The organism is Rhizobium oryzihabitans, from assembly GCF_010669145.1.
Taxonomy (GTDB): domain Bacteria; phylum Pseudomonadota; class Alphaproteobacteria; order Rhizobiales; family Rhizobiaceae; genus Agrobacterium; species Agrobacterium oryzihabitans.
In genome coordinates, this window is sequence record NZ_CP048635.1 from 911,911 (window position 1) to 930,974 (window position 19,064).

A 19,064-nucleotide genomic window follows, 5' to 3' on the forward strand; every position below is an offset into this window, starting at 1 on the left:
TCGATCTTCCTAACACTATCGGCACAGAAGGAACAACGATGGCAGGCATATTTACGGGAATTTAAGGTGAAGGCACTGCTCCCCACCACCACACCCTCGCGACCGCAAGGGTGTGGTATCCGTCGCCCGTATCACGCCTTGACTTCGTCTGCCTCCAACTGGTCGTCCTCACGCGGAATACGGAACCACGCGACGTAAAGCGCAGGGAGGAAGAGCAGCGTCAGCGCCGTGCCGACCACAATGCCGCCCATCATCGCATAGGCCATCGGACCCCAGAAAATCTCCCGCGATATGGGGATGAGGGCAAGTGTCGCTGCCGCCGCCGTCAGCATGATCGGCCGCATGCGGTGCTCGGTCGCCTCAATCACGGCACGCCAGGCCGAGACCCCTTCGCTTCTCAGATGCTCGATCTGCACGACAAGAATAACCGAGTTGCGGATGAGGATGCCGATCAGCGCCAGCACGCCGAGAATGGCGACGAAGCCCATCGGCGCATTGGAGAAGAGTAGCGCCACAACGACCCCGATCAAGGCCGTGGGGGCCACGGCGAAGACCAGGAACAGCCGGCTGAAGCTTTGCAGCTGGATCATCAGGATGGTCGCCATTGCAAACAGCATCATGGGCACAACAGCGACGATCGGCGCCTGTGAATCCGCGCTGGATTCCACCGAGCCGCCCGTCTCCAGCGTGTAGCCGACGGGAAGCGTTTTCTGGAACGCCTCGATCTTCGGTTTCAGCTGCTCCACGATCGTTGCCGGCTGCGTTGGACCGATAATGGCAGCCTTGACCGTGATCGTCGGGATCCTGTCACGACGCCAGATGGTCGGCTGCTCCAGCTCGTAGCGGAAATTGGCGATGGCCGAGAGCGGCACGGCCTTGCCGTTCGTGGCAGGCAATTGCAGGTTCTGCAATGTCTCGATGGAGCCGCGTTCCGCCAGCTGCGCCCGCGCCACCACATTGACAAGGTAGATGTCGTCCCTGACCTGCGTGACGGTGGAACCCTCGACAATGCTGTTCATGGCATTGGCGATATCTTCCGACGAGACGCCGAGCTGACGGGCCTTGTCCTGCAACACATCCACCTTGACCACGCGCGTCGGCTCGTTCCAGTCCATGACCATGTTGGACAGCAGCCGGTGTTCGCCGACGATGCCCGACAGTTGCTGCCCGAGTTCGCGGACATGCTGGATATCAGGACCGCTCAGGCGATATTGCACCGGTTTTCCAACCGGCGGGCCGATATCGAGCAACTTCACGAAGGCGTCGGTCCCGATAAAGGTCTTGTTCAGATAGTCCTGCAACTCGGCACGGACCTTGTCGCGCACATCCAGCCCCTTGGTGACGATGACCGTCTGGCCGAAAGTGACATCCGGCGTCTGCACGTCGAAGGACAGGATGAAACGCGGCGCGCCTTCACCGACATAGGTTGTCCAATGGTCGACATCAGGATTCTTGACCAGCATCTCCTGCTCGAACTGCGCCATCTGCCGGTTGGTTTCGGCAATCGAGCTGTTCTGCGGCAGGTTCCAGTCGACGATCAGCTCCACACGGTCGGATGAGGGAAAGAACTGCTGCTGCACAAGGCTCATGCCGCCGACGGAGAGACCGAAGAGGGCGATGGTGAGGATGATCGTCACCCAGCGCCAGCGCAGCGCCCGGCCGAGAAGCCAGGAAAAGGCCGAGGCAAAACGGCCCTTCTTCTCATGATGCGATTTCATCGTCTTCGGCAGGATCGTCACACCGAGAAGAGGTGTGAACAGGACCGCGACGATCCACGACACGATCAGCGAAACGGCGATCACCACGAAGAGGGTAAAGGTGAATTCGCCCGCCGCGCTGTTGTTGAGGCCGACGGGGATAAAGCCGGCAACGGTGACCAATGTGCCCGTCAGCATCGGGAAGGCGGTGGAGGTATAAACATAGGTCGCCGCTTTCCTGAGGTCGTCACCGACCTCAAGCCGCGCCACCATCATCTCGACCGCGATCATGGCATCATCGACGAGAAGCCCGAGTGCGATGATGAGGGCGCCAAGCGAGATGCGTTGCAGCGAGATGCCGGTGTATTCCATGTAGACGAAGGTAATTGCCAGCACGAGCGGAATGGAGACGGCAACCACCATGCCGGCCCTGAGACCAAGGCTGATGAAGCTGATGACGAGAACGATCGCGATCGCCTCGAAGAGCGCCGAGGTGAAACCGGAGACCGCCTCATCGACCACGGCGGGCTGATCGGACACGCGATGCACATCGACACCGATTGGCAGATCCGCCACGATGCGCTTCATCTGCGCATCCAGCGCCTCGCCGAAATGCAGGAGGTTCGCACCGGTTTTCATGCCAATCGCAAGGCCGATGGCCGGCTGGCCGTTAAAACGGAACAGCGAGGACGGCGGATCGACATAACCGCGCCGGATCGTCGCCACTTCCGTCAACGGGAAAAACCGGTTGTTGACGCGCAGGTTGATGGCGCGAAGGCTGTCTTCCGAGGTGAACTGGCCGCTGACGCGCAGCGCCACACGCTCCGGCCCGGCATTGACGAAACCGGACTGGGTGACGGCATTCTGGGATTGCAGCGTCTTGATGATCGATTGCTGGTCGATGCCAAGCGCTGCGATCTGCCGCGTGGAAAACTCCAGATAGATCGCCTCGTCCTGCGCGCCGATAACATCGACCTTGCCGATATTCTCGACGGTCAGAACCTTCGCGCGGGCGTCCTCCACCAGATCGCGCAATTGCCGCTGGCTCAGACCATCGCTGGTGAAGGCATAGATATTGCCATAGACGTCGCCGAAACGATCGTTGAAGAAGGGGCCGACGACGCCCGAGGGAAAATCGCCCTTGATGTCGGCGATCATGTTGCGTACCCGCACCCAGGTGGGCTCAACGTTGCGCGCCTTGGTTTCAGGGACAAGCTCCACGAAGATCGTGGTACGGCCAGCCACCGTCTGGCTGCGCAGATGGTCGAGATTGTCGAGTTCCTCGAGCTTCTTCTCGATCCTGTCTGTCACCTGCCGGGCAACCTCTTCGGCGGAGGCGCCGGGCCATTGGGCGCTGATCACCATCGTCTTGATGGTGAAATTCGGGTCTTCCTCACGTCCAAGGTTGAGATAGGAGAAAACGCCGGCAAGAACGAAGACCAGCATGAAGTACCAGACGAGCGAACGGTGTTCGAGCGCCCAGTCGGAGAGATTGAATTTCTTCACTGATGGACCTCCTGATCGATCCTGATGGCCTGTCCATCCCTAAGCTTGTGCACGCCGGCGCTCGCGACGCGTTCGCCGGGCTTGACGCCACCGGTGATGCGCACGCTGCCGCCCTCGGCCGGCTCGCCCTCCAATGTGACAGGGCGCAACGTTACCGTGGCGGTATCGGCGTTGACGATCCAGACACCCCATCCACCATCGGTTTTCAGCAGGGCAGAAGAGGGAAGCATGATCTGCGGCTCGGAGGCGGCAAGCGCCGAGGCCGTGACGACCGATCCGAGCCGGAACGCCGGCGGCGCATCCTGCAGGCTGATTTTCGTGCGGCGCGTCCGCGTCGCCGTTTCGGCTTCCGGGGCAATCTCGCGCACCACGCCGGTTGTGTGTATTTTAGGGTCGAGCTGCAACGCAATCGCGAAGGCCGATCCGATTTCCAGTCGCTGGGCCGCAAATTGCGGAACATCGACCACCACATCGCGCACTTCCGGGCGGGCGATGGTCACGACAGTCTGGCCGGCCGAGACGACCTGGCCGATTTCGCCTGAGGTTGCCGTCACCACGCCATCGAATTCCGCATGAAGCTGCGCATAACCCAGCTGTTCTTCGGCCTTGTCCAGATTTGCGCGGGCCTTGGCGACGGCGGCATTGGCGGTTCGCGTCGCCTGTTCGGCCTCTTCCAGTGCCGCTTCCGTGCCGCTGCGCGCCTCGGCCAGCACGCGCTGGCGTTGTTCGGTCGTTACCGCATTCGCAAGCTGCGCTTCGGCATTGGAAAGATCGGATTGCGCGCTTTTCACTGAAAGTTCGAGCGCGAGCGGGTCAATCGACGCCACCACGTCGCCTTTCTTGACGAGATCGGCGACATCGACGTTACGAGCGATGATCCTGCCAAGAACACGAAAGCCGAGATCGGTCTGAATGCGCGATTCCACCGTGCCGGTGAGGCGCAGCGCATCGGCCGGCTTCTCCTCAACCACGACGGAGAGCACCGGGCGCGGTGCCTCGGCTGGCGCCTCCTGCTTTTCCCGGCAGGCCGAGAGCGCGAGCGCTGGAAGCAGCAAAAACAAGCTTCTGTTTATCCTGAACATTATTGTGCCTGCCCCTTTTCATAGGCGACCTTTTCACCGGTGCGGAGAAATTTGGTCCCGCCGGTCACGACGAGATCACCGGGAAGAAGCCCTTCCGCGACGACGAATTGACCCGTCTCGTAATCGGCGACCTCGATCCGGCGCATCGCGATTTCCGAGGATTGCGGATCAACCACCCAGACGGCTGGAAGACCGTTCTGCGACGCCATTGCCGACCAGGGAAGCTCGATTGCATCGACCTGCTTGAAGCGGAAATGACCCGAGACCGGTGCGCCGAGCGGCATGGTCAGATCACCATTCAGGCCGACCTTGACCCTGATCGTTCCATTGTCCGGATCAATCGTCGGGGAAACCTCCCGCACCGGCGCATCGACGCTGCGGGCGGGATCCGACAGGAGGCTGACATTGACGAGGTTGTCGATGTCGCGCTCAAGGAACAGGGACTCGTAGACATCAAAAACCGCATCGCGCGGCCCGTCATGTGCAAGCGTGAAGACAAGCTGGGCGGCCTGCGCCACCTGGCCGACTTCGACGTTGCGCGCCGTGATCACGCCATCCGCATCGGCCCTGAGTTCGGTGTAGGACAGCGCGTCGCGCGCCGTGTCCAGCTGCGCCTGCGCCGATCTTACTGCCCCTTGCGTGGTGAGCAGGGTTTCCTGCGCCTTGTCAACTGCCGAGCGTGAGGTCACCTGCGTCTTGAAAAGACTTTGCTGGCGGTCGAATGCCAGCTGCGCCTGCGTCATCTGGGCTTCGGCGGATTGCAGGTTGGCGAGAGCAACGTCGATATCCGCTTTCTGCTCTTCGGGATCGATGCGGGCGAGCAATTGTCCGGTCTTTACCCGCGCGCCCACATCCACCAGCCGCTCGGTGATCTTGCCGCTCACCCGGAAGGACAGGTCCGTCTGAACACGCGCCCTCACCTCGCCGGTGATGACACTGCCGCGATCGACGGGTTTTTTCGTGGCCGTGACCACATCGACGAGACGCAGCGGCTTTTCGGCCGGAGGCTCTTCACTGCTGCAGGACGACAGGGCGAAAATGCTGCCAAACGCCACTGCCATAAGAATGGTTTTCATGGTGACCTCTTGATCTTCGCCGCATCCTATAATATTTGACTGACTGAATAGTCAATGAAATTCTTGTGTCACCGGTCTGGGAACTTTTCCGATATCGAAGCCGGGGTTCCCGAATGATCATTTCGTAAGTCTGCCCGATGCGTCCCATCGGACGCATCGGGGATGTTCCGGCATACTGAACCAGGCACCGGATACTGCAAAAATCGATTCCGGTTTTTGCGCCGGTGTTATAGGCAGACCACCTGTCATTTCCGCCGATTACGGCGGACAAAAGGGCACGCGCTTAAAAGAATACGTAGGGATCCGGGGCTATGGCCAAAGCAAAACTGACACGTGCTGAGCAGAAGATACAACGTCCGCTGCAAATTCTCGACGCCGCATTTGAGGAATTCACCAAAAGGGGATTTACCGCGACGCGGGTTGAGGACATCGCCGAGCGGGTGGGGGTCACGAAAGGCACGGTCTACGTCTATTTCGAGACCAAGGAGGCACTTTTCGAGGCGATGATCCGACACGCCTCCGCGCCTTTTCAGGCGGCGTTCAAAGCCTATGAACGCAAGTCCGACGATCCCGCCGAAGAGCTTCGGCTGCTGCTCGAATTCCTGTTCGACACCCTTGTCGACAATAGAAGGATGCGGGAACTGTTCCGCCTCATCGTGGCCGAAGGCGCAAAATTCCCTGATCTCATCGACCAGCACCATGACGTGTTCATCGCACCGATATTCGCGCGCATCAATGGGATCCTTGAGGATGGCGTGGCAAAAAAGCGGTTCAGGGCCAATTCCCCGGAACTCGCCAAGGTCGTGATGTCGCCAATGGTCGGAACATTGGTGTTCCGGCTGATTTTCGACGACCGGCGCATTCTGGACCGGCAGGCCGTTTTGAAGGTCCATCTCGAACTGATCATGCGCGGGCTGCTGGCATAGCCAATATCAGCCGACGCCAATGCAGACACCACGCCGGCGCACCTGTGTTTGCCAGCATCCTTGGAGTTGCTGAATTGTCGCCATAGGGTTCCGAAGCAGTGCCACGACTCGCCCCGGCACCGCAAATTTCGCATTGCCACGACCCATGGCTTTCGAAGCCACTCGATCAATCACTGTCGAGAGTCGCCTCTGCGGACTTCAGGCTTCGACAGGCTCGCGAACATCATCCAGGAGAAAATGCACAAGAGGATTGTTGGCGATCAGCGTGATCGCCTTGCCCGAAAACCTGCCGTTCAGCCGATACCGGGCCTCAGCCAGATGCCAGATCTTCTCAAAATCCTGCTGGGTGATACGGGCTTTCAAGGCCTTTCTGGAGATTGCTTCTCCTGGCGAATTATCGTCGTGCGCCACCGGTGGAATACGCAGATCAACCTCTTCCGCACCGTCCAGCAGAAAGGCAAATTCGTCTGGCCACATCCGTCTCATGTATCGCTCCTCCCAAAGCTATCCATCCACTGCACAACCATGATAGCGCCTCTGCCGCGAGAGGCAATGGTGGATATGAACCTGCGCCTGCACCGGGAAGCCGGGAGAGAGCAAGTGAGCGAAGCTATGCCGGGAGTGTGGTCCGCGCCAATTTTCGCGCTTTCATCTAAGATCGAAAGTTCAGCAAATCACGGGAAAAGTTAGCGACGACTTGCTGATGAACACAACATCGGATTCCATGCTTTCGCATTCGGAGAACGCGGCCAACGGTGCCATACCTCTCGTCACAGCGCCTTTTCGAGTTCCGGCAGCGCCACGAACAGATCTGCGACGAGGCCGTAATCGGCGACCTGGAAGATCGGCGCTTCCTCGTCCTTGTTGATGGCGACGATGACCTTTGAGTCCTTCATGCCGGCCAGATGCTGGATGGCGCCGGAGATGCCGGCGGCGATGTAAAGCTGCGGCGCGACCACCTTGCCGGTCTGGCCAACCTGCCAGTCGTTCGGCGCATAACCCGCATCGACCGCCGCGCGCGATGCGCCAACGGCTGCACCGAGCTTGTCGGCGACCGGAAGGATGACTTCCTTGAACTTTTCCGACGAACCGAGCGCGCGACCGCCCGAGATGATGATCTTGGCCGATGTCAGTTCCGGACGGTCGGAAGAGGCGAGCGCGTCGGACACGAAGCTGGACAGGCCGGGGTTCTCGGCAGCGCCAATGGTTTCGACCGGAGCCGAGCCGCCTTCAGCCGCCGCCGCAAAGGCGGTCGGGCGCACGGTGATCACCTTCTTCGCATCGGTCGCCTGTACCGTCTGGATGGCGTTGCCGGCATAGATCGGGCGCTTGAAGGTATCAGGGCTGACGACCTCGATGATTTCCGAGACCTGCGCCACATCGAGAAGGGCCGCCACACGCGGGGCAACGTTCTTGGCCGACGCGGTCGCCGGCGCGATGATGACGTCGTAGGAGGGGCTGAGCGAAACGATCAGCGCCGCCAGCGGCTCGGCGAGCGCATTGGCATAGGACGCGTCATCGGCCAGCAGCACCTTGGAAACGCCGGAGAGTTTCGCGGCCGCGTCGGCGGCACCCTTGGCACCGGAACCGGCAACCAGAATGTGGACGTCGCCGCCGATCTGGGTTGCCGCTGTCAGCGTCTTGCCCGTCAGGTCGGAAAGGGTTGCGTTGTCGTGTTCTGCCAGAAGAAGAATGGCCATGAGAATATCTCCCTTTTCCGAAACCTTAGAGGACGCCGTCGGCTTTGAGCTTTTCGACCAGTTCGGCAACCGAGCCGACCTTGATGCCCGCCTTGCGGCCTGCCGGCTCCTCGGTCTTCAACACCTTCAGGCGCGGCGAAACATCGACGCCGAAATCGGCCGGCGACTTCTTGTCGAGCGGCTTCTTCTTCGCCTTCATGATGTTCGGCAAAGAGGCATAACGCGGCTCGTTCAGACGAAGATCGGTGGTGACGACGGCGGGAAGCTTCAGCTCCACCGTCTGCAAACCGCCATCGACTTCACGCGTCACCGCAACCTTGCCGTCGGACGGCTCGACCTTGGAGGCGAAGGTGCCCTGGCCCCAGCCCAGCAGCGCTGCCAGCATCTGGCCGGTCTGGTTCGAATCGTCGTCGATCGCCTGCTTGCCGACGATGACGAGGCCGGGCTGTTCGGCCTCCGCCACACCCTTCAAAAGCTTGGCGACGGCCAGCGGCTCGACCGTCTCGTCGGTCTCGATCAGGATGGCGCGATCGGCGCCCATGGCAAGCGCCGTGCGCAGCGTCTCTTCCGCCTTGGCCGGGCCGATCGACACGACCACAACCTCTTCAGCCTTGCCGGCTTCCTTCAGGCGAAGCGCCTCTTCCACCGAGATTTCGTCGAACGGGTTCATCGACATCTTCACATTGGCAAGCTCAACGCCAGAACCATCCGCCTTCACGCGGATCTTGACGTTGTAATCAACAACTCGTTTGACGGGGACAAGGATCTTCACGGGATGCCTCTCGGAATGGATTTAGAAAACGAATGGATCAGTGAATGATCTGGTCGAGGAAATAGCGGGCGCGCTCCGTCTGCGGCGCGGAGAAGAAGGCTTCGGGCACGCCCTGCTCGATGATTCGCCCCTTGTCCATGAAGATGATGCGGTCGGCCACCTCACGGGCAAAGCCCATCTCGTGGGTGACGCACAGCATCGTCATGCCGTCGGTCGCCAGTCCCTTCATCGTCTCGAGAACCTCCTTGACCATTTCCGGATCGAGCGCCGAGGTCGGCTCATCGAACAGCATGACCTTCGGTTTCATGCAGAGCGCCCGCGCAATCGCCACACGCTGCTGCTGGCCACCGGAGAGCTGAGCAGGAAACTTGCTGGCCTGTTCGGGGATGCGGACCTTTTCCAGAAAATGCATGGCACTGTCCGTCGCCTCCCTGCGCGACAGGCCAAGCGCCGACATGGGGGCCAGGAGGCAATTCTCAAGCACGGTCATATGCGGAAACAGGTTGAAGCTCTGGAAAACCATCCCGGTTTCCCGCCGAACCATGTCGACGGACCTCGCATCGCGTTTCAGTTCGATGCCGTTGACGGCAATTCGCCCGTCATCGTGCTTTTCGACGTGGTTGATGCAGCGGATCAAGGTCGATTTGCCGGAACCGGAAGGGCCGCAGATCACGATCTTCTCGCCCTTCGCGACGGTGAGGTCGATGTCCGTCAGCGCCGTGAAATCGCCGAACCGTTTGTAGACGGCCTCGATGCGGACGGCGGAGGGCTCGGTGCGGATGTTGGTGTCGTTGGTGCTCATCTTTTATCCTGCTCGAAGGTTCAATGCTGCACGGTGGCGGGTTTCGTCTCGCGGGCGACAGAACGTCCGAAATGACGTTCCAATCGCTGCTGGACGAGATCCCAGACCGACACCAGAATGAGGTAATAGACGGTCGCCGCGGCAAAAACCTCCAGGATCTGGAAGTGCTCCTGCATCAGCATGTCGCTTCGCCGCATGATCTCTTCTACGGAGATAACCGAGGTCAGCGACGTCGCCTTCAGCAGCGAGTTCACGGAGTTTCCGAAAGGCGGGATCATCAGGCGAAAGGCCTGCGGCAGGGTCACACGCCAGAAGATCGTCGCCTTCGGAATGCTGAGCGCCCAGGCAGCCTCACGCTGCCCCTGCGGCACCGCCATGAAGCCGCTGCGGATGATCTCAGCGAGATAAGCCGCCTCATGCAGGATGAGCCCGATCAGCGCCGAACCGATGACGCCGAACTTCAGGCCCAGTTGCGGAAGGCCGGTATAAATGACGACGAGCTGGATCAGCAGCGGAGTTCCGCGAAAGAACCAGATATAGATCTTCGCGGGAATGGAAAGAGAGCGGCTGGCGGACATGCGCATCAGCGCGATGACCATGCCGAGGACAAGGCCGCCAAGCACGCCAGCGACGGTCAGCCCGATCGTGACGAGAACACCGCCAAGCAGAAATCGGTTGAAGAGGTAGTCCACGAACGCGGCGGGATCGAAGTAGCTCACGGCTTGGCTCCTTGTCTGGATGCATCGAGGTTCAGGCTGGACCCGGGCCGGCGATCTCAAGCGGCTGCTCGGGCGGGAGCGCGGTCAGGCCGAACTTGTCGAAGAGCGCCTGATAGGTACCATCAGCACGCATCTCGTTCAGCCCCTTGACGATGGCATCGGCGACCGCCTTGTTACGGAAGGCAAGCGTGGTGCGCGCTGCACCGAGCCCAGTCAGGGCCTCCTTGACCTTGCCTTTGCCGACAAGGTCGCGGGCGACGCTGTCGACGAGGAAGGCATTGTCGACCTGTCCGGCCAGCAGGGCGCTGACGACATTGGTGGCTGTCGGGAAGGTGCGGATGTCCACCGCCTTACCGCCGGCGGCGACCCGCTCCTCGCTGAACTTCTTCAACCAGTTCATCTGGTAGGAACTGACCTCAACCGCCGATACCTTACCCAGCAACTCTTCCGGCTTGGAATAGGTCGTGCCGCTATTGGGTGCAACGACGACGGAGACGGACTGGCGGCCGTAGGGAACAGTGTACATGAGCTTGGACCGCTCCTCGTTCCAGAACATGCCGGTGTTCAGCCCATCAATACGGCCGGCATTCATGGCCGGGATCATTCCCGGAAAATCCATGCGCACGAGCTCGATCGGCATGCAGATCCGCTTGCCAAGCTCGGCGGCCAGCTCGACGTTCAGCCCCCGCAGATTGCCGTCCTTGTCGACGAATTGCTGTGGTGGGTTGGTCGGGTTGATGGAGAGAAGCAGTTTGCCTTTCTCGACGAGATTGTCGTCGCTGATGGCCGGGATACATTGGGCGCTGGCGACGGCAGGTGACAGGAGAAGCGCCGCTACGGCGGTCGCCTTCAGGAATCGTGAAAACATGTTCTTACCTCTGAAGTTTTGTTGACCGGATTTCTCGTGGTCTTTTTTTATTTGGACGTCCGCCGGACCGGCTAATCGTCGGACGTCAGTATCATAGCGCGTCAGCAATATGGGCGCATATCTCAGCCAATCGAGCGGAGCTGGATGCGGGTGAAATTGCGGACGTGAAGTTCGAACGGGCCGAAGCCTTTTACCTTCTGGAATTCAGGTGTTTCAAAGGCCCATTGCCCAGCCACCTCGTACATGGCCGCGTATTTGGGGCCCTCGCCGAGGGAAATGAAGCGCCTGGCCGAAAGCCAGCCGGGACAAGCAAGGAGGTCGGGGAAATGCCGGTCAAGATACCAGGCGTTGAAGGCTTCCTCATGCTCGGGATCGATGTCGACCCGCACGATATGAATGAAAGGTTCGTCGTCCATCTCCGCCTCCTCAATCGACCCGGACATCGCCGGCACACCGGGCCGCATCCATCGCCCGGGCGATATCGGCCGCGATCCCGGGCAGCGTCGGCATCATCGGCGATCGGGGTGCATCGTTGCGGATCACGCCCAGCGACTTCAGGCCGGTTTTTATGCGCGTGTGCATGTCGATCAGCGGAGACGGCCCGTAGATCGCGCGGACGATCGGATAGAGCCGGTCGTTAACAGCTCGCATCGCCCTAAGGTCGGCCGCCACCGTCGCGGCCCACAGTTCTGCAAAAAGATGCGGCGCAAGGCTGCCAAGACCGGACAGGATGCCATCAGCACCGGCCGCCATCTGCGGCAGCATCCAATTGTAGTTCGAGGCCAGGATCGCGACGCTGGGCGCCGATTTCTTGATGGCGCGCCAGTTTTCGTCATAGGCAAACATGGTGTCGCTGCCTTCCTTGATTGCGATCACGCCGTCAATCGCGGCCAGTTCGCAAAGCGTCTCGGTCGAGTAACCGAAGCCTGATGTCACGGGGTACTGGAACAGCGACACCGGAATATCGATCGCTTCGACGATTGCCTTCACGTAGGCCACGGGTGCGCGCGGGGACGCCGATGCGCCGCCACCGAGTGGCCCCGGTGGAAACAGCACGGCGCAGTCGGCGCCGGCTTCCCGCGCCTGCCGCGCTTCCGCGATCGCCTCCGTCGTCGAAGTGGCGATCACGCCGGCGAGCAGCGGCTTGTTTCCGATATGCGCGCGGGTGCGTTCGATGACCTGGCGGCGCTCCTCGATGGTGAGAAGCCCGCCTTCGCCCGCATGGCCGTTGACCAGTGCCGCAGTGATACCGTCCGGGCCGACGCAATAGTCGAGCACCTTCGCATAGTCATCCCAGTCGATGGAGAAATCCTCCTTGTAGGGAAGCACGGTGGCGACGGTAATGCCGCCGAGATCAAGCTTTTTCATAGCGTTCCTCATGCCGCAGCCGGCTTCTTGCGCGGGAATTTGAGCGTGGCTTCCGCCTTCAGCACTTCAAGGCCGTCTGTGTTGCGCGCACTCGCCTGCCAGATGATGGTTCGGTTTTCCTCGCGCTTCTCGGCGATCCAGACATCGAAAGTGATGGTATCGCCATAGAAGACCGGTCCGGTGAACCAGAAGCGGTCCTCGATGGACACGCCGATCGTGCCAACGAGCTCGCTGGTGAGGACACTCGTGCAAAGCCCCGCCACCATGATGCCCGGCGCAAGCCGCTTGCCGAAACGGGTCGCACCGGCATAGACCTCGTCCACATGCACGGGGCCGAAATCCCCCGTGGCCGCGATATAGAGGGCGCCGTCGGCCTCGGTGATCGTCTTGGAGAGGGTGACCTTCTCTCCCACGCTGAGGTCATCGAAGGATTTTGGATCGTACATCGCATCACCCCTTGCTGGCGAAAGGCACGAGGCGCGCCGTGCCGGTCGCGACCTGTTCACCTGTGCCGGTATTGGTGCAGGCGATACGGCAGGTGGTCGCCTCGCCTTCAAGGGCGGTCACCTCGGCACTGGCCTCAACGGATTCGCCCACCATGACCGGGGCAGAAAAAGAGAGCGCAAGATCGGCGATGCGCCGCTCAGGCCCGCCTAGACGCGCAAGGCAGGTGGTGGTGAGCGCGCCGACGGCCAACTCGAAGGCAACCATGCCGGACGCACCGGCCCTGGCGGCGGCGTAGGCATCCACGTAAAGCGGGCCGAGATTGCCGCTGATGCCGGTGAACATCGCCTGTTCGGCGACCGTCATCGTCTTGCGGAAGGAGAAGGTCGCGCCGACCGTAAGGGGAGTTTGCGTGCTCATGAAATGTCTTCCTTAGAGATTGAGGCCGTTCTTGATGGTGCTGCGGGCAATCAGCATCCGGTGGATTTCCGAGGTGCCGTCATAGATGCGTGTGACGCGCGCATCGCGATACATGCGCTCCAGCGGCATCTCCTTGGTGAAGCCCATGCCGCCGAACACCTGGATCGCGCGGTCGACGACGCGGCCCTGCATTTCGGAGGCAGCGACCTTGATCATCGAGACCTTGTCGCGCGGCTCCAGACCCTGGTCGATCTCCCAGGCAGCATTGAGAACCATCATCTTGACAGCGAAGATCTCGATGGCGCTATCGGCAATGAGTTTCTGCACCATCTGGAAGTCGCCGATGGCCTGGCCGAATTGTCGGCGCTCACCCGCGTAGCGCCGCATCAGTTCCAGCGCGCGGCTGGCCATGCCGACGGCGCGGGCACCAATATGGGCAAGGCGGATTTCCAGCACGCTCTGCATGATCAGCTTGAAACCCGCACCGATCTCGCCGAGCACGGCGGAGGCCGGGATACGGCAATTGTCGAAGACAAGTTCCGCATGACCGTAACCGCGATGGCCCATCATCGGCTGGGTGCGGGCGACGCTGAAGCCCGGCGTGCCCTTGTCGACGAGGAACAGCGTGATGCCGCCGCGGGCGCGTTTTTCTCTGTCCGTCAGGGCCATGACGATAACATAGTCTGCGATATCGCCATCGCTGATGAAGTGCTTGGTGCCCTTCAGCACCCATTCGTCACCGTCGCGTTCGGCCGTCGTGGTGATCGAGGCAGCATCGGAACCGGCGCCCGGCTCGGTTATGGCCATGGCGCAAATCTTCTCGCCTCGCACCGTCGGCAGCAGATACTTTTCCCTCTGCTCGTCCTTGCAGGCGAGCAACATGGGATAAACCTGTCCGAAAACTCGGCGAATGAGCGCGTCGGCGGTCTTGCCGAACTCCTCTTCGACGAGGCAGTGATCGACGCAGGAAAGGCCGCCGCCGCCGACTGATTCCGGCATGTTCATGGCATAGAGGCCCAGTTCCTGCGCCTTTGCCCTGACGCGCTTCAGCTCTTCCGGCGGAATGCGGGCGTCACGTTCCGTCGCCTCCTCCAGCGGTTGAACCTCCGCTTCAACGAACTTGCGGACAGTCTCAACCAGCAGCCGGCTGTCATCCGGCAGTGAAAAATCTATCATCTCTGTCTTCCAATCGGCCCGAAGGCGTTGTCTCAGATCATCGCCGGCCTGCCTGCGGCAGCCCGACCACACCCTTTTCGACGAGGTCCGCCTGCCTATCGGCGGACAAACCCATTTCCGTCATGATCTCACGGCTGTCGCTGCCCGGATAAAGTGGCATGCGCGCAAGCGCCGGCACTTCGCCATCGTAGCGCAGCGGATGGCTGATCAACGTTGCGGACTTGCCGTTGACGTCGATTTCGCTGAACACGCCCATATGGTTGGCCTGTGGATCAGCTCTCAGGTCCTCATAGGTCTGGACCCGCTCGAACCAGATGCCGTGGGCATCAAACCGGGCACTCAGCTCTGCAAAGCTGCGGCTCACCAACACGCCGGCCATGACAGTCGCGTAGCGGTCGCGTTCGGCATATCGGTCGACCGCGCTGAGCGCGCGCAGGTCTTCACTGTCTAGCGCCTCCGCCAATTTCACCGCATCGTTCATCGACAGCACGATGTGGGTATCGGACAAGCGATAGAGCCCGTAGGGCGCGTCGTGATACCAGCTACCGACATTGCGTCCACGTTCGAGAAGTGCTTCCCGGCCGGGTGCCGCATAATATTTGGTCAGGGCCTCCACCTGGAGATCGATCGCCGCCGAGAAAAGACTGGATTCCACACGCGTCCCCTTACTCGTTTGCAGCCGGCGGACATAAGCGGCGAGAATGCCCATCGCCAGCAGCGATCCACCATGCTGATCAACGATGGCGGCGCCGACCACGGCGGGTCCCTCCTCACCGCCGCCGGTAGCGGCGATGAGGCCGGAGCGCGCCTGCATCAGCAAATCCTGTCCGGGGCGGCCGGAGGCCGGGCCGGTCGCGCCGAGGCCCGAGGCGGAGGCATAGATGATCGCCGGATTGATCGCGCACACGGCCTCGTAGCCGAGCCCGAGCCGGTCGAGCACGCCGGGACGGTAATTCTCCACCACGACATCGGCCTCGGCGATCAGTGAACGCACAAGGGTCAGTCCCTCCTCTGATTTGAGGTCGATGGAAATGGAGCGCTTGTTACGATTGACGGCCAGCGAGAAGGCACTGACATCCGTGACCCAGGAATTGCCGCCGGACCAATGGCGCTCGAAGGCTCCCTTGAGTGGTTCGATCTTGATGACATCCGCCCCCATATCCGCAAGGTACTGGCTGCATGCCGGCCCTTGCAGGTAGTGACAGAAGCTGATGACCTTCATGCGGATGTCGAGGGAGCCTGCCATCAGCGTGCTCCGAAAGCGCCGTTGGCGACGAGGGCGGCGATCTCGCCGTCCGCATAGCCGGCTTCTGCAAGAATGTCGCGCGTCTGCGCGCCGAGTTGCTGCGGCACAAGCCGCACATCGGGCGCCTTTCCATCGTAGCGCGCCGGGTGCATGACCATGGTCACCGGCTCACCGTAAGCACCCTCGACCGTCTTGAACGCACCCATATGGGCGAGTTGCGGATCGTTCCGGAGGTCTTCGTAATCCTGGACAGGCGCATGCCATATCTGGCCCGCCTCCAGAGGCGGGAGCCAGTCGGCGGTTGCCCTCTCCGCCAGCCGCTCCGCGACCAGCCGGGTGATTTCCTCGCGGCGTGCGAAACTATCCTCTTCGGTGAAATCGTTAAGGGCCGGGATATTAAGTGCCGACGCCAGCGCCTTCGGCGCGGCCATCGAAATCGCCAGATAACCATCCATCGTCGCATGGATGCCGTAAGGGCCAGGGCTGAACCAGGAGGCGATACCGGCCGGGCCGCGGGGAGTGGGCGAGGACGCACCGTTCAGCCAGGCCGTCAGCGGCTCGACCTGCAGGTCAATCGCTGCCTGAAACAGATTGACCTCGACCAGCCGCCCTTCGCCCGTGTTCGCTTTGGCAAAAAGCGCTGCGAGCACTGCCATGGCATAGAGGGATGCAGCATGCTGATCGATGATGACCGCACCGACCGCGGTCGGTGCGCCGTCGGCGCTCCCGGTGCGCGCGGCAAGACCGGACATTGCCTGCAGGAGAAGGTCCTGACCGGGGCGGTTGCGATAAGGGCCATCGCCTCCGAAACCGGTCGCCACCGCATAGATCAGCCCGGGATTGATCGCTTTCAGGACCTCGTAACCGAGGCCGAGTTTTTCCATCGTGCCGGGACGGAAATTCTCCATCACGACATCTGCCCCCTCGACCAGCTTCTTCACGGCCGCGACGCCGTCCGGGTGCTTCAGATTGACAGCGATGCTGCGTTTGTTGCGGCCGGTCGCGAGGTGGTTGACACTGTCGCCGCCGACGAAGCGGTTGGCGACCGCCCAGTTCCGCTGGAAAGCACCCTCGATAGGCTCAACCGCAATGACATCCGCACCGAGATCGGCAAGTGTCTGGGCGGCCAGCGGTCCCGCCAGGAAATGGTTGAAACTGAGGATTTTCACGCCGTTCAACAGGGTCATTATTGCCGCTCTCGGGATATGTTTCGCATCTGCACAAATCTAATGCACACACGAAATCTGCTTTTCTTATGAGCAAGAATAGAAGTAATTTTGAAGACCGCAATATGCGTATCAATTATTTGATAAAGGTAGTTCATAACTGATAGATATGAACTGGACTGATTTCCAAGCGCAAAACCAACTCGTCTTCAGAGGCACCCCTTGAACCTTCGTCAGCTTGAAATCCTGCGTGCCGTGATACGTACCCGCTCCACAATTGCTGCGGCGCAAGATCTCGGCATGTCGCAGCCGGCCGTATCGAACGCGATCAAGAACACCGAGGCCTCGCTCGGCTTCCTGCTGTTCGAGCGCGTCAACAAGCGCCTAATTCCGACCCAGGAGGCACAGATTCTGCTCTCGGAGGCCGAACCTCTGTTCCTGATGCAGGAGAAGGTCAACCAGACTGCCGTACACCTGAAAAACGGCCGCAAGGGCCGTATGCGCATTGTCGCGACGTCGGAACTTTCGGAATCCCTCCTGCCGCAGGTGGTCGCGCATTTCCTGCAAGACCATGCCGGGGTCGAGGTTTCGCTGGAAACACAACGGCTCGACAACCTGCTGGAATATGTGGAAACCGGCATCGCCGACATCGGCTTTGCCATGGAGCCGCATCCACGCCGCACGCTGGAATATCTGCCGCTTGCCATGCTGGACATGGTTTGCGCCTGCCACACGCACAGTCCGCTCAACGCCCTCGACTTCGTCACGCCCGCCGACCTGGTCGGCTATCCGTTGATCAATGCACGCACAAGCAGTCGCATCAGCAATCTCGTTGAAGAAGCCTTCCGGCGAAGCGATGCGCCTTACACCCCAAGTATCGACGTCCGGTTCATGAACGTGGCTGGTCACTTCGTGGAGGAGGGCCTCGGGGTGACGATCATGGACGAACTGACAGCCTCGTCCCGGCGCTACAGCGACTTGAAAAGCATTCGACTGCAACCGCGGCTGCAGGTAACGATGTCTGCCATCGTTTCGTCACAACGGCTTCCGCAAAGCCTGACGAAGGGAATCATCAAGCATGCCCGCGAGGAAGTGAAACGGCGACTAGGGGCATCGGACCGACCGGCTCCATGAACGCTCTGGCAACTGCGTGATCTTGTTGGGGCGGTCGCCTAGCGCGACCTGGAAGTGCTCGGACATAAGATCGATGCCGACGTTCCCAGCCGGCGGATGCCTGCGTCTACCCAACCCTCAAGGTGTCCGGCCGCACTTTGTGAACGGACGGCTTGCGGGTTCTGCTGAAGTCGAGTCGAACAACCGGCTTTTCGACGCGAAACGCGTCATGGCCGAGAGAGATACCGACGCTCAATACCCCGCCTCGTCAAATATGCAACGTATCCGGTGCGGCTTTTACGTGGAAAAGCGGTATATGGCGGAGAGGGTGGGACTCCTTCCCGCAAGCCCAAAATGCCTAGAAAATAAGGAGTTTCGAAACGTCGACCTGATGCTGTGTGTACCAATGCTGTGGCCCACGTCATACCCTGCGGTCAGGCACAAGGTCAAGGCTCGTGGAAGTGGGGCAAGTGATCTGTCTCGCCAGCTGTAGGGCAGTGGGAGTAAGGCGTGATCGTGCGGATACCTGGCATTCCCAAACCACGATGACCCTCCAGCCCAAAGCTTCCAGTTCTGAGATAACCCTTCGATCACGGTCGATATTTCTTTCGAACTTGGCATTCCAGAAGTCAGGATTTGTCTTCGGGTTTGATGCCACCTTGCACCCCAGATGACGATGCCAGAAGCAGCCGTGTAAAAAAACCACTGTCTTATGACGAGGAAAGACGAGGTCGGGCCGACCGGGCAAGCCCGCGCCACCAAGCCGATATCTCAATCCTAGCTGATGTAGTGCCTTGCGAAGCGAGATTTCAGGTTTGGTATCTTTTGAACGGATGCGGGCCATGCGCTTGGAGCGTTCGCTTGGGGTAAGGAAATCGACCAAAACACCGCTCCCGCTGCTTCGTGCCTTTTCCTGAGGGCAGGAGCGGCACGTTTGATTCCATCTTTAGTAAATCGTTGATATAGACAGCGGTCACGAAAAC

General features: G+C 60.6%; 19 protein-coding genes. 2 read left to right on the top strand and 17 right to left on the bottom strand.

Annotated features, from left to right (window positions below; all coding sequences use genetic code 11):
- Positions 1-131 precede the first annotated feature (131 nt).
- From G3A56_RS20950 to G3A56_RS20960, 3 genes are read right to left on the bottom strand one after another with little or no spacing between them, the layout of a single operon-like run.
- On the bottom strand, positions 132-3,203 hold the full coding sequence (locus G3A56_RS20950) for an efflux RND transporter permease subunit (RefSeq protein ID WP_082185315.1): 3,072 nt from the start codon (positions 3,201-3,203) through the stop codon (positions 132-134).
- A complete protein-coding gene (locus G3A56_RS20955) occupies positions 3,200-4,285 on the bottom strand; it encodes an efflux RND transporter periplasmic adaptor subunit (RefSeq protein WP_082185314.1) in 1,086 nt (361 codons plus the stop codon). Before G3A56_RS20955 ends, G3A56_RS20950 begins: the two co-directional genes overlap by 4 nt.
- Positions 4,285-5,361, bottom strand: coding sequence for an efflux RND transporter periplasmic adaptor subunit (locus tag G3A56_RS20960; protein ID WP_003497765.1), 1,077 nt, complete (start codon positions 5,359-5,361; stop codon positions 4,285-4,287). The genes G3A56_RS20955 and G3A56_RS20960 overlap by 1 nt, the downstream gene beginning before the upstream one ends.
- Before the next feature lie 311 nt (positions 5,362-5,672).
- Here G3A56_RS20960 and G3A56_RS20965 point away from each other — a divergent pair, with 311 nt between their 5' ends.
- Positions 5,673-6,287 (top strand): TetR/AcrR family transcriptional regulator, encoded by a 615-nt coding sequence (locus tag G3A56_RS20965; protein ID WP_164056817.1) that lies wholly within the window; start codon positions 5,673-5,675, stop codon positions 6,285-6,287.
- 198 nt (positions 6,288-6,485) lie between these two features.
- On the opposite strand, the gene G3A56_RS20970 is transcribed toward G3A56_RS20965, so the two are convergent.
- The 13 genes from G3A56_RS20970 to G3A56_RS21030 form a co-directional block, all read right to left on the bottom strand.
- Positions 6,486-6,764, bottom strand: coding sequence for a hypothetical protein (locus tag G3A56_RS20970; RefSeq protein WP_164056875.1), 279 nt, complete (start codon positions 6,762-6,764; stop codon positions 6,486-6,488).
- Between the two features lie 293 nt (positions 6,765-7,057).
- Complete coding sequence (locus G3A56_RS20975) at positions 7,058-7,987, bottom strand: electron transfer flavoprotein subunit alpha/FixB family protein (RefSeq protein ID WP_082185312.1); 930 nt, start codon at positions 7,985-7,987, stop codon at positions 7,058-7,060.
- 25 nt (positions 7,988-8,012) lie between these two features.
- Positions 8,013-8,759, bottom strand: a complete 747-nt coding sequence (locus tag G3A56_RS20980; RefSeq protein WP_082185311.1) for an electron transfer flavoprotein subunit beta/FixA family protein — start codon at positions 8,757-8,759, stop codon at positions 8,013-8,015.
- A gap of 37 nt (positions 8,760-8,796) precedes the next feature.
- Complete coding sequence (locus tag G3A56_RS20985) at positions 8,797-9,561, bottom strand: amino acid ABC transporter ATP-binding protein (protein ID WP_082185310.1); 765 nt, start codon at positions 9,559-9,561, stop codon at positions 8,797-8,799.
- A 20-nt stretch (positions 9,562-9,581) separates the two neighbouring features.
- Positions 9,582-10,280, bottom strand: a complete 699-nt coding sequence (locus G3A56_RS20990) for an amino acid ABC transporter permease (protein WP_003497781.1) — start codon at positions 10,278-10,280, stop codon at positions 9,582-9,584.
- 31 nt (positions 10,281-10,311) lie between these two features.
- Positions 10,312-11,148 carry an ABC transporter substrate-binding protein gene (locus tag G3A56_RS20995; protein ID WP_082185309.1) on the bottom strand — a complete coding sequence of 279 codons (837 nt, stop codon included), beginning with the start codon at positions 11,146-11,148 and terminating at the stop codon, positions 10,312-10,314.
- A gap of 122 nt (positions 11,149-11,270) precedes the next feature.
- Positions 11,271-11,591: a DUF4286 family protein gene (locus G3A56_RS21000; RefSeq protein ID WP_246231441.1), complete on the bottom strand. Its 321-nt coding sequence runs from the start codon at positions 11,589-11,591 to the stop codon at positions 11,271-11,273.
- Positions 11,575-12,516 (bottom strand): dihydrodipicolinate synthase family protein, encoded by a 942-nt coding sequence (locus G3A56_RS21005; protein WP_082185307.1) that lies wholly within the window; start codon positions 12,514-12,516, stop codon positions 11,575-11,577. Before G3A56_RS21005 ends, G3A56_RS21000 begins: the two co-directional genes overlap by 17 nt.
- 8 nt (positions 12,517-12,524) lie before the next feature.
- A complete protein-coding gene (locus G3A56_RS21010) occupies positions 12,525-12,962 on the bottom strand; it encodes a MaoC family dehydratase (RefSeq protein WP_003497786.1) in 438 nt (145 codons plus the stop codon).
- A gap of 4 nt (positions 12,963-12,966) precedes the next feature.
- On the bottom strand, positions 12,967-13,380 hold the full coding sequence (locus G3A56_RS21015) for a MaoC/PaaZ C-terminal domain-containing protein (protein ID WP_003497787.1): 414 nt from the start codon (positions 13,378-13,380) through the stop codon (positions 12,967-12,969).
- A 12-nt stretch (positions 13,381-13,392) separates the two neighbouring features.
- A complete protein-coding gene (locus tag G3A56_RS21020) occupies positions 13,393-14,556 on the bottom strand; it encodes an acyl-CoA dehydrogenase family protein (protein ID WP_082185306.1) in 1,164 nt (387 codons plus the stop codon).
- A 37-nt stretch (positions 14,557-14,593) separates the two neighbouring features.
- Positions 14,594-15,802, bottom strand: coding sequence for a CaiB/BaiF CoA transferase family protein (locus G3A56_RS21025; RefSeq protein ID WP_137067606.1), 1,209 nt, complete (start codon positions 15,800-15,802; stop codon positions 14,594-14,596).
- Positions 15,802-16,989, bottom strand: coding sequence for a CaiB/BaiF CoA transferase family protein (locus G3A56_RS21030; RefSeq protein ID WP_082185304.1), 1,188 nt, complete (start codon positions 16,987-16,989; stop codon positions 15,802-15,804). Before G3A56_RS21030 ends, G3A56_RS21025 begins: the two co-directional genes overlap by 1 nt.
- A 201-nt stretch (positions 16,990-17,190) precedes the next feature.
- Between G3A56_RS21030 and G3A56_RS21035 the strand changes: the two genes are divergently transcribed.
- The gene (locus tag G3A56_RS21035) at positions 17,191-18,102 is read left to right on the top strand and encodes a LysR family transcriptional regulator (RefSeq protein ID WP_082185303.1); all 912 of its coding nucleotides are present in this window, start codon (positions 17,191-17,193) and stop codon (positions 18,100-18,102) included.
- A gap of 400 nt (positions 18,103-18,502) precedes the next feature.
- On the opposite strand, the gene G3A56_RS21040 is transcribed toward G3A56_RS21035, so the two are convergent.
- Positions 18,503-18,964, bottom strand: coding sequence for a very short patch repair endonuclease (locus G3A56_RS21040; protein WP_082185302.1), 462 nt, complete (start codon positions 18,962-18,964; stop codon positions 18,503-18,505).
- Between the last annotated feature and the right edge of the window lie 100 nt (positions 18,965-19,064).

What these genes read in the sequence shown, in the direction of transcription:
- G3A56_RS20960 (WP_003497765.1), bottom strand. Translation starts at nt 5,361, where the DNA reads ATGAAAACCATTCTTATGGCAGTGGCGTTTGGCAGCATTTTCGCCCTG.
- G3A56_RS21005 (WP_082185307.1), bottom strand. Translation starts at nt 12,516, where the DNA reads ATGAAAAAGCTTGATCTCGGCGGCATTACCGTCGCCACCGTGCTTCCC.
- G3A56_RS21020 (WP_082185306.1), bottom strand. Translation starts at nt 14,556, where the DNA reads ATGATAGATTTTTCACTGCCGGATGACAGCCGGCTGCTGGTTGAGACT.
- G3A56_RS21025 (WP_137067606.1), bottom strand. Translation starts at nt 15,802, where the DNA reads ATGGCAGGCTCCCTCGACATCCGCATGAAGGTCATCAGCTTCTGTCAC.
- G3A56_RS21030 (WP_082185304.1), bottom strand. Translation starts at nt 16,989, where the DNA reads ATGACCCTGTTGAACGGCGTGAAAATCCTCAGTTTCAACCATTTCCTG.
- G3A56_RS20955 (WP_082185314.1), bottom strand. Translation starts at nt 4,285, where the DNA reads ATGTTCAGGATAAACAGAAGCTTGTTTTTGCTGCTTCCAGCGCTCGCG.
- G3A56_RS20965 (WP_164056817.1), top strand. Translation starts at nt 5,673, where the DNA reads ATGGCCAAAGCAAAACTGACACGTGCTGAGCAGAAGATACAACGTCCG.
- G3A56_RS21015 (WP_003497787.1), bottom strand. Translation starts at nt 13,380, where the DNA reads ATGAGCACGCAAACTCCCCTTACGGTCGGCGCGACCTTCTCCTTCCGC.
- G3A56_RS20985 (WP_082185310.1), bottom strand. Translation starts at nt 9,561, where the DNA reads ATGAGCACCAACGACACCAACATCCGCACCGAGCCCTCCGCCGTCCGC.
- G3A56_RS20995 (WP_082185309.1), bottom strand. Translation starts at nt 11,148, where the DNA reads ATGTTTTCACGATTCCTGAAGGCGACCGCCGTAGCGGCGCTTCTCCTG.
- G3A56_RS20970 (WP_164056875.1), bottom strand. Translation starts at nt 6,764, where the DNA reads ATGTGGCCAGACGAATTTGCCTTTCTGCTGGACGGTGCGGAAGAGGTT.
- G3A56_RS21000 (WP_246231441.1), bottom strand. Translation starts at nt 11,591, where the DNA reads ATGTCCGGGTCGATTGAGGAGGCGGAGATGGACGACGAACCTTTCATT.
- G3A56_RS20975 (WP_082185312.1), bottom strand. Translation starts at nt 7,987, where the DNA reads ATGGCCATTCTTCTTCTGGCAGAACACGACAACGCAACCCTTTCCGAC.
- G3A56_RS21010 (WP_003497786.1), bottom strand. Translation starts at nt 12,962, where the DNA reads ATGTACGATCCAAAATCCTTCGATGACCTCAGCGTGGGAGAGAAGGTC.